Origin of the sequence: Tistrella mobilis (genome assembly GCF_041468085.1) — a bacterium.
GTDB lineage: Bacteria > Pseudomonadota > Alphaproteobacteria > Tistrellales > Tistrellaceae > Tistrella > Tistrella mobilis_A.
The window spans coordinates 4,419,453-4,433,493 of the sequence record NZ_CP121017.1 but is presented as its reverse complement, the minus strand read 5'-3'; the positions used below and the strand labels follow the sequence as shown (position 1 = coordinate 4,433,493).

At 67.0% G+C, this 14,041-nt stretch carries 12 protein-coding genes; 10 read left to right on the top strand and 2 right to left on the bottom strand.

The window, feature by feature from the left end:
- Positions 1 to 112: 112 nt before the first annotated feature.
- Positions 113 to 2,071 (top strand): acetate--CoA ligase, encoded by a 1,959-nt coding sequence (gene acs / locus P7L68_RS25540; protein ID WP_372002614.1) that lies wholly within the window; start codon positions 113 to 115, stop codon positions 2,069 to 2,071.
- 71 nt (positions 2,072 to 2,142) lie between these two features.
- Here acs and P7L68_RS25535 read toward each other — a convergent pair whose 3' ends face one another.
- Positions 2,143 to 2,529 carry a hypothetical protein gene (locus tag P7L68_RS25535; protein ID WP_372002613.1) on the bottom strand — a complete coding sequence of 129 codons (387 nt, stop codon included), beginning with the start codon at positions 2,527 to 2,529 and terminating at the stop codon, positions 2,143 to 2,145.
- A gap of 159 nt (positions 2,530 to 2,688) precedes the next feature.
- Positions 2,689 to 2,868 (bottom strand): DUF1674 domain-containing protein, encoded by a 180-nt coding sequence (locus tag P7L68_RS25530; protein ID WP_372002612.1) that lies wholly within the window; start codon positions 2,866 to 2,868, stop codon positions 2,689 to 2,691.
- A 156-nt stretch (positions 2,869 to 3,024) separates the two neighbouring features.
- Here P7L68_RS25530 and htpX point away from each other — a divergent pair, with 156 nt between their 5' ends.
- The 9 genes from htpX to P7L68_RS25485 all read left to right on the top strand — a co-directional run bounded on the left by htpX (position 3,025) and on the right by P7L68_RS25485 (position 14,031).
- Complete coding sequence (htpX, locus tag P7L68_RS25525; protein ID WP_372002611.1) at positions 3,025 to 3,942, top strand: zinc metalloprotease HtpX; 918 nt, start codon at positions 3,025 to 3,027, stop codon at positions 3,940 to 3,942.
- Between the two features lie 7 nt (positions 3,943 to 3,949).
- A complete protein-coding gene (locus P7L68_RS25520) occupies positions 3,950 to 5,503 on the top strand; it encodes an RsmB/NOP family class I SAM-dependent RNA methyltransferase (protein ID WP_372002610.1) in 1,554 nt (517 codons plus the stop codon).
- 51 nt (positions 5,504 to 5,554) lie between these two features.
- Positions 5,555 to 6,280, top strand: a complete 726-nt coding sequence (rpe, locus tag P7L68_RS25515; protein WP_372002609.1) for a ribulose-phosphate 3-epimerase — start codon at positions 5,555 to 5,557, stop codon at positions 6,278 to 6,280.
- A gap of 69 nt (positions 6,281 to 6,349) precedes the next feature.
- On the top strand, positions 6,350 to 8,419 hold the full coding sequence (locus tag P7L68_RS25510) for a heparinase II/III family protein (RefSeq protein WP_372002608.1): 2,070 nt from the start codon (positions 6,350 to 6,352) through the stop codon (positions 8,417 to 8,419).
- A gap of 151 nt (positions 8,420 to 8,570) precedes the next feature.
- On the top strand, positions 8,571 to 9,008 hold the full coding sequence (locus tag P7L68_RS25505) for an SUF system Fe-S cluster assembly regulator (protein WP_014743623.1): 438 nt from the start codon (positions 8,571 to 8,573) through the stop codon (positions 9,006 to 9,008).
- Between the two features lie 128 nt (positions 9,009 to 9,136).
- A complete protein-coding gene (gene sufB, locus P7L68_RS25500; RefSeq protein WP_372002607.1) occupies positions 9,137 to 10,582 on the top strand; it encodes a Fe-S cluster assembly protein SufB in 1,446 nt (481 codons plus the stop codon).
- A 92-nt stretch (positions 10,583 to 10,674) separates the two neighbouring features.
- Positions 10,675 to 11,433, top strand: a complete 759-nt coding sequence (gene sufC / locus P7L68_RS25495) for a Fe-S cluster assembly ATPase SufC (RefSeq protein WP_014743625.1) — start codon at positions 10,675 to 10,677, stop codon at positions 11,431 to 11,433.
- A gap of 4 nt (positions 11,434 to 11,437) precedes the next feature.
- A complete protein-coding gene (sufD, locus tag P7L68_RS25490; protein ID WP_372002606.1) occupies positions 11,438 to 12,787 on the top strand; it encodes a Fe-S cluster assembly protein SufD in 1,350 nt (449 codons plus the stop codon).
- A complete protein-coding gene (locus P7L68_RS25485) occupies positions 12,787 to 14,031 on the top strand; it encodes a cysteine desulfurase (protein WP_372002605.1) in 1,245 nt (414 codons plus the stop codon). Before sufD ends, P7L68_RS25485 begins: the two co-directional genes overlap by 1 nt.
- Positions 14,032 to 14,041: the final 10 nt, after the last annotated feature.

The following is a 14,041-nucleotide window of genomic DNA, read 5'->3' as shown; positions in this document are numbered from 1 at the left end:
CGGCTGCATTGCCACGTGTAAGTGTGACGCCCGGATTTCAACCGGGCGCTGAGTGACGCTGCCGCGCCTGACCGCGGCCGCGAGGGATCCGACCGAGGGGGAAACCCAGCCCATGTCAGACGACAAGACCGCAGAGCCTAAGATGCTCTATCCCGTTCCGGAGGCCTTCGCGCGTGAGGCCCTGATCGACAAGGCCCGCTACGACGAGATGTACGCGCGCTCGATTTCGGATCCGGAAGGCTTCTGGGCCGAGCAGGCCGGGGCGCTGGACTGGATCAGGCGCTGGGACCGGGTCAAGAACACCGATTTCACCGGCGATGTGTCCATCCGCTGGTTCGAGGGCGGGCAGATCAACGTGGCCTGGAACTGCCTGGACCGCCACGAGGCGACCCGCGGCGCCAAGACGGCGATCATCTGGGAGCCGGATGATCCGAAGGCACCGAACCGCCTGATCACTTATGCCGAACTGGCCGCCGATGTCCGCCGCTTCGCCAATGTGCTGAAGGCACAGGGCGTGAAGAAGGGCGACCGGGTGACGATCTACCTGCCGATGATCCCGGAAGCCGCGGTGGCGATGCTCGCCTGCGCCCGGATCGGGGCCGTCCATTCGGTCGTCTTCGCCGGTTTTTCGCCCGACAGCCTGGCCGGCCGCATCGAGGATTGCGGTTCCACCGTGCTGATCACGGCCGACGAGGGCCTGCGCGGCGGCCGCAAGGTGCCGCTGAAGGCCAATGCCGACAAGGCGCTGGACCATGTGGACGGCGTCGGCACCGTGATCGTGGTGCGCCACACCGGCGGCAGTATCGCCATGAAGGACGGTCGCGACATCTGGTGGCATGAAGCGGTGGCCGAGGTTTCCGACGAATGCCCGCCGGAGCCGATGGAGTCCGAGGATCCGCTGTTTATCCTCTATACCTCGGGGTCGACCGGCAAGCCCAAGGGCGTGCTGCACACGACCGCCGGATATCTGCTCTATGCCTCGCTGACCCACAAGACCGTCTTCGATCTGAAGGAGGACGATGTCTACTGGTGCACGGCCGATGTGGGCTGGGTGACCGGGCATTCCTACATCCTCTACGGGCCGCTTGCGAACGGCGCCACCACCTTGATGTTCGAGGGCGTGCCCACTTGGCCCGATGCCGGCCGCCACTGGGAGGTGGTCGACAAGTACGGCGTCACGATCTATTACACGGCGCCCACCGCCATCCGCGCCCTGATGCGCGAGGGCGAGGCACCGGTGAAGCGGTCGTCGCGCAAGTCGCTGCGCCTGCTGGGCTCGGTGGGCGAGCCGATCAACCCCGAGGCCTGGCGGTGGTATCACGAGGTGGTCGGCGACGGCCGCTGCCCGATCACCGATACCTGGTGGCAGACCGAAACCGGAGGTTTGATGATCGCGCCGCTTCCGGGCGCCACCGACCTTAAGCCGGGATCAGCCACCCTGCCGCTGTTCGGTGTGAAGCCTCTGATCGTCGACAATGAAGGCAAGCCGCTGGACGGCGCCTGCGAGGGCAATCTCTGCATTGCCGATAGCTGGCCCGGGCAGATGCGCACCGTCTATGGCGATCACGAGCGCTTCGCCCAGACCTATTTCAGCACCTTCCCCGGCCTCTACTTCACCGGCGACGGCTGCCGGCGTGACGAGGACGGCTATTACTGGATCACCGGCCGGGTCGACGACGTGATCAACGTTTCGGGCCATCGGATGGGCACCGCCGAGATCGAGAGTGCGCTTGTCGCCCATGCCAAGGTCGCCGAGGCGGCCGTGGTCGGCTACCCGCACGAACTGAAGGGTCAGGGCATCTATGCTTATGTCACTCTGATCGCCGGCGAGACGCCGTCGGAGGAGCTGCGCAAGGAGCTGGTGGCCTGGGTGCGCAACGAGATCGGCCCGATCGCGACGCCGGATCTGATCCAGTGGGCGCCGGGCCTGCCCAAGACCCGTTCGGGCAAGATCATGCGCCGCATCCTGCGCAAGATCGCCGCCAACGAACATGACGGGCTGGGCGATACCTCGACGCTGGCCGATCCGACGGTGGTCGATGATCTGGTCGGCAACCGCATGAACAAGTGAGCGTCGCCTGATGACGCAAGCGGGCCCGGCAGGAAGCTGTCGGGCCCGCTTGCGTCTGGCGGCGCGCCGTCTCAGGCGGTCCGGGGGGTGGTCGCCTTGAACACCAGCGCGATGAAGGCCAGCCCGCCCAGCAATACGACGATGCTGCCGGCTTTGGCGAGCGGTTCTCCGGTTGCGACATCGCCCGAGAACAGGACGGTAAGGCCGATGGTCATCACCACCAGGCCGAGATGGGCCAGAATGGCGTGGAGTTTTGCCAGGCGGGTGGCCGCCAGGTCCGGGCGGTCCTTCAGCACCAGCCCGTAGATGGCGGCGGAGACGAAGCCCAGAAGGTTGAGATGGCCGTGAGCCGGCCCGTATTCGAAGTGCTGGCCGGCGGCCATTACGATGCCTGCGACCATGCCAAGCGCGACATAAATCGCGGCGGCGCGCAGATGGAAAGCGGCGAGGGCGTTCATCGACGGCCCTTTCTGTGCAGATTGGTGTGACCCTGTCGTCGCTGCGTGGCGGCCCGGCGGGCCTATTCCGCCGGGCGCGCATTTGCACACCACATCCTGCCGCCGATCAACACCCTGCGCAGGGCGGGGCGAAACGGGGGTGAACGGCTGTCAACGTCTTCAGAAGTCGACGCATTTTCCGTTGCGTTCCCAGTCGCCGTAGCGCACGGGATCCAGCCCCTTGGGGCCGCCGATCTCGGCCGGCTTTTCCGGTGCCGGCGTCGGGACGGCTGTGTCCGTCGCGACGGCCGTATCCGCGGCCACCGCGGTGCCGGCGTCGTTCTGCGTCTTTTCGGCCATAGCCTCTGATCCTCCTGCACTGCATGACACCGATGCGGGCGGTTTCGCTTGAAGCCCCCGTGCCTGTCCATATATGTCAGGCGATCCGGCGGCGCACCCCCGCCCGATGCGGAAGCCGTCTGCGGCCTCGTCCTCCATCCGGGCTCGACACATCCCATGAACCACATCCGAACGGCATTGCTGCTCGCGGTCATGACCGGGCTGTTCATGGTCGTGGGCTATCTGATCGGCGGTGGCAGCGGCATGATGATCGCGCTGCTGATCGCCATCGCAATGAACGGCTTCGCGTATTGGAACGCGGACAAGCTGGTCCTGCGCATGTATGGTGCACGCGAAGTGGATCCGCGCGCGGCACCCGAGCTGCACGACATGGTGGCGCGCCTTGCCGCCAATGCCGGCCTGCCGATGCCGAAGCTCTACATTGTGGAAGAGGCGCAGCCCAACGCCTTCGCGACCGGCCGTTCCCCGGAAAAGGGCGCTGTGGCTGTAACCCGCGGGCTGCTACAGGCGCTCTCGCCCGAAGAAGTTGCCGGCGTGGTCGCTCACGAGCTTGCCCATATTCGCAACCGCGATACCCTGATCATGACGGTGACCTCGGTCATCGCGGGTGCCATCGGCATGCTCGCCAATTTTGCCTTCTTTTTCGGCGGTACCCGGGACGACAATGGCAACCCCAACCCGTTGGGCTTCGTGGGCGTGCTGCTTGTCTCGATGCTCGCCCCGATCGGTGCCGCCCTGGTGCAGATGGCGATCAGCCGCTCGCGAGAGTATCAGGCCGATCGCATCGGTGCCGAGATCTGTGGCCGGCCCGACTGGCTTGCCTCGGCACTCACCCGTCTTGAGAACGCCTCTCGCCGCGTGGTCAATGCCCACGCCGAACACAACCCGGCTTCGGCCAATCTCTTCATTGTGAACCCATTGAAATCCAACGCCGTTGACAGCCTGTTCCGTACCCATCCGACCACCGCTGACCGGGTGGCGCGCCTGCGCGCCATGACGATCGGCACTGCCCCGGCCGGCGCCGGCGCGCCGGCGGGCTTCGCCCGCGGCCCGCGCCGCGGCCCCTGGGGCTGAGCGCCGGATGCGCCCGCCCCGCCGCCCCGAGGACGATCGCCGCAATGATCGCGGCGCCCGCCCCACTCGCGACGATCGCCCCGTTCATGATCAGGCCGCCGGTGACCGGCCCCGCGGCAGCCGCCCGCCGCAGGGCCGCGACCGCACCTATCAGGGGGATCGCGACGGCAGGATCCAGGGTGGTAAGCCCCGGAACGACCGCTATCGTGCGGCCCGCGACGACGCCCATGCGCCGCGGGCCCGCGCCAGCTTCCGCGAGCCGACACCGTCGCGAGCCGTTGCCGCGGAACTGCTGATGGACGTGCTGGATGATGGTCGGCCGCTGGACGATGCGATCGCAACCCATCCGGGCTTCCACCGTCTTGAGCCGCGCGACCGGGCCCATGCCCGGATGCTGGTCGCGACCGTGTTGCGCCGGAAGGGCGAATTCGACCGGCTGCTCGGCCGGGTGATGCAGCGGCCGGCGCCCGAAAAGGCCATGCATGTGCTGCGCCTCGGCCTCGCCGATCTCAGGATTCTGTCCACCCCGGATCATGCGGCGGTGGATAATGCCGTGCGCCTCGCTCAGGCGGGTGGGCTGGGCGGCCTGTCGGGGCTGGTCAATGCGGTGCTGCGCCGGCTGGCTGCCGAGGGGGACCAGATCGCCGCCGCCGCGAAGATCGACCCCAGGCGCGAGAACCTGCCCCGCTGGCTGCGTGCCTCGTGGGAAGCGGCCTACGGGATAGAGGCCACCGACGCCATTGCCGAGGTACTGCTGCGCGAGCCGCCCATCGATCTCTCGGTCAAGAACCCGCGCGAGGCGGCGGCCTGGGCTGAAAAGCTCGGCGGCCGTGCCATCGGCGGCCGTACCGTCCGTCTCGATCGCGCCGAGGGTGGTGTCGAGCGGCTGGAGGGCTACGATGAAGGCACCTGGTGGGTTCAGGATCTGGCAGCCACCCTGCCGGCCATGCTGCTCGGCGACGTGAAGGGCAAGGTGGTCTATGACCTCTGCGCCGCACCGGGCGGCAAGACCGCGCAGCTGGCTGCGGCCGGCGCCCATGTCACGGCCGTCGATCGCAATGCCCGTCGGATGATGCGCCTGGGCGAGAACATGGCCCGGCTGGGCTTCACCGACGTCACGCCCGTGACGGCCGATCTTCTTGAATGGCGGCCCGAGGCGGCAGCCGATGCCGTGCTGGTGGACGCACCCTGCTCCGGCACCGGTACATTGCGCCGGCGTCCTGACCTTGCCTGGTCCAAGCGTCCGGATCAGGTGGCGGAACTGGCGGAGCTGCAGGAAAAGCTGCTTGAGGCGGCGCTGAAGCTGGTGAAGCCCGGCGGCCTGATTGTTTATGCCACCTGTTCGCTGGAACCGTCGGAGGGCGAGGATCTTGTCCGCCGGGCGCTCGATCGCGGCCTTGCCGCCGAGCGTGTGCCCATCGGTGCCGATGAACTGCCCGCCCGGCTGGGTGTTGCGATCAACGCCGCCGGCGAACTGCGCACTACGCCCGCCCTGCTTGCCGATGCCGGCGGCATGGACGGCTTCTTCGCCGTTCGCTTGCGACGCCGCGACGCCGCCTGAGACCACTCGTAACCAGCCGTCATGACGGCCCCGTCGGAGGCTTCCCACCCGATGACCGCAACCGCCGCCAGCAGCCGCCCCGCCACCCCCAGCCCGGCACCGGTCCGGATCGCCCCGTCGATCCTGTCGGCCGATTTCGCCCGGCTGGGCGATGAGGTCGCCGCCATTGATCAGGCGGGGGCAGATTACATCCATGTCGATGTCATGGACGGCCATTACGTGCCGAACCTGACCATCGGGCCGATGGTGGTGAAGGCGCTCCGGCCGTGGTCGAAGAAGGTCTTCGACGTCCATCTGATGATCGCACCGGTCGATCCCTACATCCCGGCCTTCGTCGAGGCCGGGGCCGATATCGTAACGGTTCATGCCGAGGCGGGGCCGCATCTGCATCGCACCGTGCAGCTGGTGAAGTCGCTGGGGGTGAAGGTGGGCGTGTCGCTCAATCCCTCCACCCCGCCAGAGGTGTTGGATTACGTGCTGCCGGATCTGGATCTGGTGCTGGTGATGAGTGTGAACCCTGGTTTCGGCGGCCAGAGCTTCATCCCGTCCCAGCTCGACAAGATCCGCATCCTGCGGTCGAAGATCGATGCGACCGGCCGGGCGATCGATCTTGAGGTCGATGGCGGTGTGACGCCGGAAACGGCGGCCCTCGTAGCCGCCGCCGGGGCCGACGTGCTGGTTGCAGGCTCCGCCGCCTTCAAGGGCGGTGCCGAGGCCTACGCCCTGAATATCCGGGCACTGCGCACCGGCGCAGATCGGGGGCGCACTGGCGGCTGACTCTGTCGCTTTTAACCTGCATCTGCCGATACGTTTTACCTTCCCCTGCAATCGAGAGACCAGAGGCCCATGGCCGCGATCACGCGCATGCCGCCGCCCGGAAGCCCGCTGCCCGGCGCCGGCGACCGTCTGAGAGCGCTGGCTCATCGGTGGTTCGTGGCGCCGCTGCCGGATGCGCGCGGTGGCTTGAAACGGGTGCTGGAACCGCTACGCCCGGGCGATCCAGCCCGTGGTGTGGAGATGGTCCAGGGGCATTTCCGCCTGGCGGGGCAGGTGGTGGAGGCCAGCCACAAGCTGGGACCGGATCCGTTCCGTCCGGACGAGGCGGAGGGCGCCAGGGGGGACGACGAACCGGACATTGAGCTGACCCCCGTGCCGGCGCAGCCGCCGGCACCTGAGCCGATCCTCGACGACACCGCCCGCCCTGAAGATGCAGCCCTGCTTGAAGGCGGGGATGTGTCGACAGATGAGGTGCCCGTTCCGGCATTCACCACCCCGACGCCTGCCCTGTCGCGACCGGACTGGCTGCCGGACGAGGCGTCGGATGCCTGGTTGGTCGCCTGGCAGGGCTTTCAGTGGCTGGGGCATCTGAGGGCCGTCGCGGGACCCCATGCTTCCCGCGCCCGGGCGCTGGCCCGCGCTCTGGTTTTTGAATGGATTGCCGCGGACCGGGCGGCTTTCCAGCCTTATGTCTGGTCGCCGGGCATCGCCGGTCGCCGCCTGGCGGCGCTGTCGCTTCATGTCAGTTTTCTGATCGATGCCGATGACGACCGGCTGCAGGCGGCCCGCACCGATGATCGCCGGCTGATGGCGGCGCTGCGCCAGCATGCCGACCGCCTGGAGCGGATGGTGAAATGGCGCCACCTGGACGGGATCGAGCGCATCCAGGCTCTGCGCGGCCTGTGGATGGGCCGGGCTGCGCTGGGCGCGGGGCGGCGCAAGCTTGCCCGGATCGCGAAGCTGCTGGTGCAGGCGCTGGAACGGCAGATTCATGCAGACGGCGTGCATCACTCCCGGTCGCCGGTCTGTCAGCTTGATCTCGTCTCTGATCTGGTCGAGCTGAAGACGATTGCCGCGGCCCATGAGGCTGCCCTGCCGGCTGGCTTCGACGATCTGATCAGCCGGCTGGCCGCGGCGCTCAGGCTGATGCGCCACCGCGATGGCGTGCTTGCCCTGTTCAACGGAACGCCCGAAATTCCGGCGGCGCGGGTCGATCAGGTGCTTGGGCATGTGCCGGCCCGCGGCATGGAAAGGCTGGACGGGGCTGTCGGCGGGTTCGAGCGCCTGGCTGCCCGACGGACCACGGTGCTGGTCGATCTGGGGCTGCCGGCACCGGCTACGGCCGGACAAGCCGGCTTTTCTGGTTTCTCGTCGTTCGAGATGTCGACCGGCCGTGAGCGGCTGGTGGTCAATTGCGGTGCCTATGTCGCGAGGCCGGGCCCCTGGATGCAGGCCGTCACCCAGGCGGCGGCTCATTCCGGCGTGACGGTCGAAGACCAGGGGCCGCAGCGGGTTGAAGCGGGTTCAGGCGAACGTCGTCGCAGGGCCGGCCCACCGGTGATCATCGACCGCCGCGACGACGAAGGGGCGCAGTGGCTGGAATTCACCCATTACGGTTTCCGTGACCATGGCCTGCTCCATGCCCGCCGCTTTTATCTGGGGCCGGATGGCGATGATCTGCGCGGCGAGGACCGCTTCACCGCCCTGCCAGGGCGTGGCGGAGGAGCGGCGCGGTTCGCGCTGCGCTTCCATCTGCATCCGGCTGTCAAGGCCTCGCCGATTCAGGGGGGGGCGGCCGTGCTGGTGAGGCCGGTCCACGGCCCCGGCTGGTATGTCCGCGCCGATGGCGCGAGCATCGCGATCGAAGAGAGCGTCCACATGGGGCGTGAAGGTCGGGTGCGTCCGGCGCAGCAGGTCGTGGTGACCGGCGTTGCCGAGGGGCCCGAGACCCGGATACGCTGGGCATTCCAGCAGGTTCAGCCCAGGGGTGACGGAGACGTGCGGCAGCAGGGCGGTTTCGATGCCCGGCCCGCGCGGATCGATGATGCCCGACGTGGCGCGCCGGCCATGGCAGAGACGCCGCCCCGGACGCAAGGGGCGGAACGCGACGGCATCGGGGACCCGCCTGCGAATGCGTGAAAGCCGCACCGCGCCTTGCGTTTTTGATAAAGTAGGGTCTTGCCTTCCAGGCGCTGATGACCGATATAGGACCTGAACAGTCCTGATTGGCGAGGGGCCCTTCGTGGCTCTCGCCATCAACCGGCCCATCCGACCCGGGACCGACCATCCGATGCTGAAAATCGCCAAGCTTACCGATTATGGGATCGTGGTTCTGACCCATATCGCCAACGCGCCTGATCGTGTTCATCGGGTGACGGAGCTTGCCGAAGAGCTGGCCATCCCCGCGCCGACCGTCGCGAAACTGGCCAAGACGCTGGCCCGTGACGGGCTGCTGATTTCCCATCGCGGGGCTCACGGGGGGTATCGCCTGGCGCGTCCGGCGGCCGAGATCCGGGTGGTCGACATCGTCGAGAGCCTGGAAGGCCCGGTCGCGATCATGGAATGCATCGAACATCCCGGCACCTGCCGGCAGGAAAGCGTGTGTCAGACCCGCGGTAACTGGATCCGGATCAACCGGGCGATCAGCCGCGCACTGGAAGGGATCAGCCTTGCCGACATGGCGGCGGATGCGGCTGTGCAGCCCTTCCCCGCGGCGCAGGCGGGCTGAGCCGGACCGGAAACTTCCGGCTGACGCGGAGTTCGTGTCCGGGCCGGTGACGACGAGATCAAGAGGCGACGCCCGCCGGCCCGATGGACGGGCCGTTCTTTCAAGAACGGGCGCGCGGAGGACGAGTGATGACGAGCAAGAACGCAGTCGAGGCGCTTGTCGCCCGCGAGTACACGGAAGGCTTCCATGTCGACATCGACGCGGACAACGTGCCGCCGGGGCTCGACGAGGACGTCATCCGCGTGATCTCTGCAAAGAAGGAAGAGCCCGACTTCATGCTGGAGTGGCGGCTCAAGGCCTTCCGGACCTGGCAGGCGATGGAGGAGCCCGACTGGGCCTTCCTCAAGAAGCCCAAGGTCGATTTCCAGTCAATCATCTACTACTCCGCCCCCAAGCCCAAGGCCGACGCGCCGAAGAGCCTGGAGGAAATCGATCCCGAACTGCTGAAGATCTACGAGCGTCTCGGCATCCCGCTCAAGGAGCAGGAGATGCTGGCCGGCGTCGCCGTCGATGCGGTGCTCGACAGCGTTTCGGTCGCCACCACCTACAAGGGTAAGCTCAAGGAACTCGGCATCATCTTCTGCTCGTTTTCAGAAGCGGTGCGCGAGTACCCGGAGCTGGTCAAGAAGTATGTGGGATCGGTGGTCCCTGTCGGTGACAACTTCTATGCCGCGCTCAATTCGGCCGTGTTCTCGGACGGCACCTTCGTCTATGTGCCGAAGGGCGTGCGCTGCCCGATGGAGCTGTCGACCTATTTCCGCATCAATGCCGCCGGCAGCGGCCAGTTCGAACGGACGCTGATCATTGCTGAAGAAGGCGCGTATGTCAGCTATCTGGAAGGCTGCACGGCGCCCATGCGCGACGAGAACCAGCTGCATGCCGCGGTGGTCGAACTGGTGGCCATGAAGGATGCCGAGATCAAATACTCAACCGTCCAGAACTGGTATCCGGGCGACAAGGATGGCAAGGGTGGCATTCTGAACTACGTCACCAAACGTGGCGCCTGCCGCGGGGCCAATTCCAAGATTTCCTGGACCCAGGTCGAGACCGGCTCGGCGATCACCTGGAAGTATCCCAGCGTCATCCTGCAGGGCGACAACTCGATCGGGGAGTTCTATTCGGTCGCGGTCGCCAACAATGCGCAGCAGGCCGATACCGGCACCAAGATGATCCATATCGGGCGCAACACCCGTAGCACGATCATCTCCAAGGGCATTTCGGCCGGGCGCGGCCAGAACACCTATCGCGGCCTGGTGCGGATGCAGAAGGGTGCGGAGGGCGCCCGCAACTACACCCAGTGCGACAGTCTGCTGCTGGGGCCGGATTGCGGGGCACACACCTTCCCCTATATCGAGAGCCGCAACCCCACGGCGCAGGTCGAGCATGAGGCGACGACCTCGAAAATCAGCGACGACCAGCTGTTCTATCTGATGCAGCGCGGGCTGTCGGCCGAGGATGCCGTGTCGATGATCATCAACGGCTTCTGCAAGGACGTCCTGAAGGAGCTGCCGATGGAATTCGCGGTCGAGGCCCAGAAACTGCTCGGCATCACGCTGGAAGGTAGCGTCGGCTGACCCGGCCATCCGTTTCCCGCGGCCCGGGATCCTGCCGGGCCTGACGCATTGCGGCCGTTCAGGCCGCCGGACGATCTCATTCGAGGACCAACATGCTCATCATCCGCGACCTGCACGCCCGCGTCGACGGCAAGGAGATCCTGCGCGGCCTGAATCTGGACGTGCGGCCCGGCGAGGTCCACGCCATCATGGGGCCGAACGGCGCCGGCAAGAGCACGCTCTCCCACATCCTGGCCGGCCGCGACGGCTATGAGGTCACGCAGGGCTCGGTCACCTATATGGGGCAGGATCTGCTGGAGATGGCGCCGGAAGAGCGGGCGCGGTCGGGCGTGTTTCTGGCGTTCCAGTACCCGGTCGAGATCCCGGGCGTGAACAACACCTATCTGCTGAAGGCAGCGCTCAACGCCCGACGTAAGCATGAGGGTCTGCCCGAACTGGATGGCGTGCAGTTCCTGAAGCTGGTTCGCCAGAAGCTGAAGATCGTGCATCTGGACGAGAGCCTGCTGAAACGCCCGGTCAATGCCGGTTTCTCGGGCGGAGAAAAGAAGCGCAACGAGATCTTCCAGATGGCGGTGCTGGAGCCGAAGCTCTGCATCCTGGACGAGACCGACAGCGGCCTCGACATCGATGCGCTCAAGGCGGTGGCCGATGGCGTGAATACGTTGCGCGATCCCGCACGGTCCTTCGTGATGATCACCCATTATCAGCGCCTGCTCGACCATATCGTGCCCGATTTCGTCCATGTGCTGGCCCGGGGCCGGATCGTGCGCTCCGGCGACAAGTCGCTGGCGCTTGAGCTGGAGGAAAAGGGCTATGGCTGGGTCGAGGATCTGGCCGGGGCGGAGGCCTGAGATCATGGCGGTTCTGGATGCCACGCCCGACAAGCTCGATCTGCTGATCGCGGCCCAGGGGGCCAAGACCGGGCCCGACTGGCTGGAGGCGCTGCGCGCCGCCGGCCGTGACGGCTTCCGTGCCCTGGGCCTGCCGACCCCCCGCCAGGAGGACTGGCGCAATCTTCGCCTGAACGCACTCTATGGTCAGAGCTTCGCCGCTGCGGATGCGGCGGCGCCGCGGCTGACCTGGGCCCATCTGCAGCCGATCCTGCCCAAGGGGCTGGACTGCGACCGCATCGCCATGGTGAACGGGGTCTTCTCCGACGATCTTTCGGCGGTGGGGGAACTGCCCGACGGGGTGGTGGTCGCCGGGCTGTCCCAGGCACTCGCCACCGCCCCCGATCGGGTGCATGCGGTGCTGGGGCAGGTGGCGCGCGGGGATCGTGACGGCTTTGCCGCCCTCAATCAGGCGGCGCTCGCCGACGGTGCGGCAGTATTGGTGCCGCGCGGGGTGGAACTGGCCCGGCCGGTGCACCTGCTCCATCACGCCCTTGCCCCCCGCATGCCGGTGGTCGCGCAGCCGCGGATCGTGATCGATCTGGCCGATAATGCCAGGGCGACGGTAATCGAGCACTGGCGCGGCCTTGCCGGCGAGACCGCCTTCGTCAATGCCACGGTGGAGATCCGCCTCGGCCGCGGGGCGAAGCTGACCCTGATCCGCCTGCAGACCAGCGGCGAGAAAGGCTTCCATATCGACCGGCTGGCATCTTCGGTCGCCGGGGATGCCGAACTCGACATGATCCAGATCGATCTGGGCGGGCGACTGTCGCGCCACACGCTGGACGTGGCGCTGGAGGGCCGCGGTGCGGCGGCGACGCTGGATGGACTCTTCGCCATCGGTGCCGAGCAGCAGACCGACACCCGGTCGAATGTCGAGCACCGCGCCCGCGACTGCCGCCTCTCCCAGACCTGGAAGGGCGTGGCGGGCGGCCGGGCGCGCGGCATCTTCAACGGCCGGGTCCACGTCCTTCCGGGTGCGATCGGCACCGATGCGGAGATGTCGAGCCGTAACCTGCTTGCCTCGCGTGAGGCCGAGATCCTGCCCAAGCCCGAGCTTGAGATCCATGCCGACGAGGTGAAATGCGCCCATGGCGCGACCGTCGGTGCCATCTCGGAGCAGGAGCTGTTCTACCTGCGGAGCCGCGGGCTGGATGCCGCCGAAGGCCGGCGCATCCTGACCCGGGCCTTCGCCGAGGAAATCGTCGACCGCCTGCCCTTCGAGGCCTTCCGCGAGCAGGTCTCGGGCTGGGTCGACCGCCACATGGCCCAGACCGTGCTGACCGAGACGGTCGCGAAGGAGGCGACGGCGTGATGACCGATCAGAAGACCCTGCCGGTTTACGACGTGGAGCGGATCCGCGCCGATTTCCCGATCCTGGCCACCCAGGTGCGCGGCAAGCCGCTGGTTTATTTCGACAATGCGGCCTCCTCGCAGAAGCCGCGCCAGGTGCTGGATGCCGAGCGGGCGGTCTATGAGACCTCTTACGCCAATGTCCATCGCGGTGTGCACTATCTGTCGGAAAAGGCGACCTCGGCCTATGAGGCGGCACGCGAGACCGTTCGTGCCTGGCTCAATGCCGCTTCGGAGCGGGAGATCGTCTTCACCCGCGGCACGACCGAGGGATTGAACCTGGTCGCCTATACCTGGGCTCGGACCAATCTGAAGCCGGATGACGAGATCCTGGTCACGCATCTGGAGCATCACTCCAATATCGTGCCCTGGCAGATCGTGGCGGGGCAGACGGGCGCACGGCTGGTCGTGGTGCCGGTGACCGATACCGGCGAGGTCGACCAGGACGCCTTCGATCGGCTGATCGCCAGCGGCCGGGTGAAGATCATGGCCGTGGCCCATGTCTCCAACGCGCTCGGCACCATTCTGCCGCTGCGGCGGATGATCGATGCGGCCCATGCCGCGGGGGCGATCGCGGTGATCGACGGCGCCCAGGCTCTGCCGCATATGAGGGTCGATGTCCGGGCGCTGGATGCCGATTTCTACGCGGTTTCATCGCACAAGGCCTATGGTCCGACCGGTTTCGGCGTGCTTTACGGCAAGCTGCCGCTGCTGGAAGCCATGCCGCCCTGGCAGGGTGGTGGTGACATGATCGAGACCGTGAGCTTCGAGAAGACCACCTATGCGCCGCCGCCAGCAAAGTTCGAGGCCGGCACGCCGCATATCGTGGGGGCGATCGCCTTCGCCGCCGCGCTCGACTATCTGGCCGCGGTCGGCGTCGAGGCCGTGGCGGCCCACGAGCACGACCTGACCGCCTATGCCCATGAGCGGCTGCGCGAGATCAACCGACTGAAGATCGTGGGCGAAGCGCGCGAAAAGGCGGGTGTGGTGTCCTTTGCCATCGACGGCATTCATCCGCATGATATCGGCACGATCCTGGATCAGCAGGGCATTGCGGTGCGCACCGGTCATCACTGCACCCAGCCGCTGATGGCCCGTTTTGGCCTGCCGGCAACGGCGCGTGCGTCTTTCGGCATGTACAACACCCGCGCCGAGGTCGATGCGCTGGTCGACGGGCTGCGCAAGGTCGTGAAGTTCATGGGCTGAGGAGACCCGC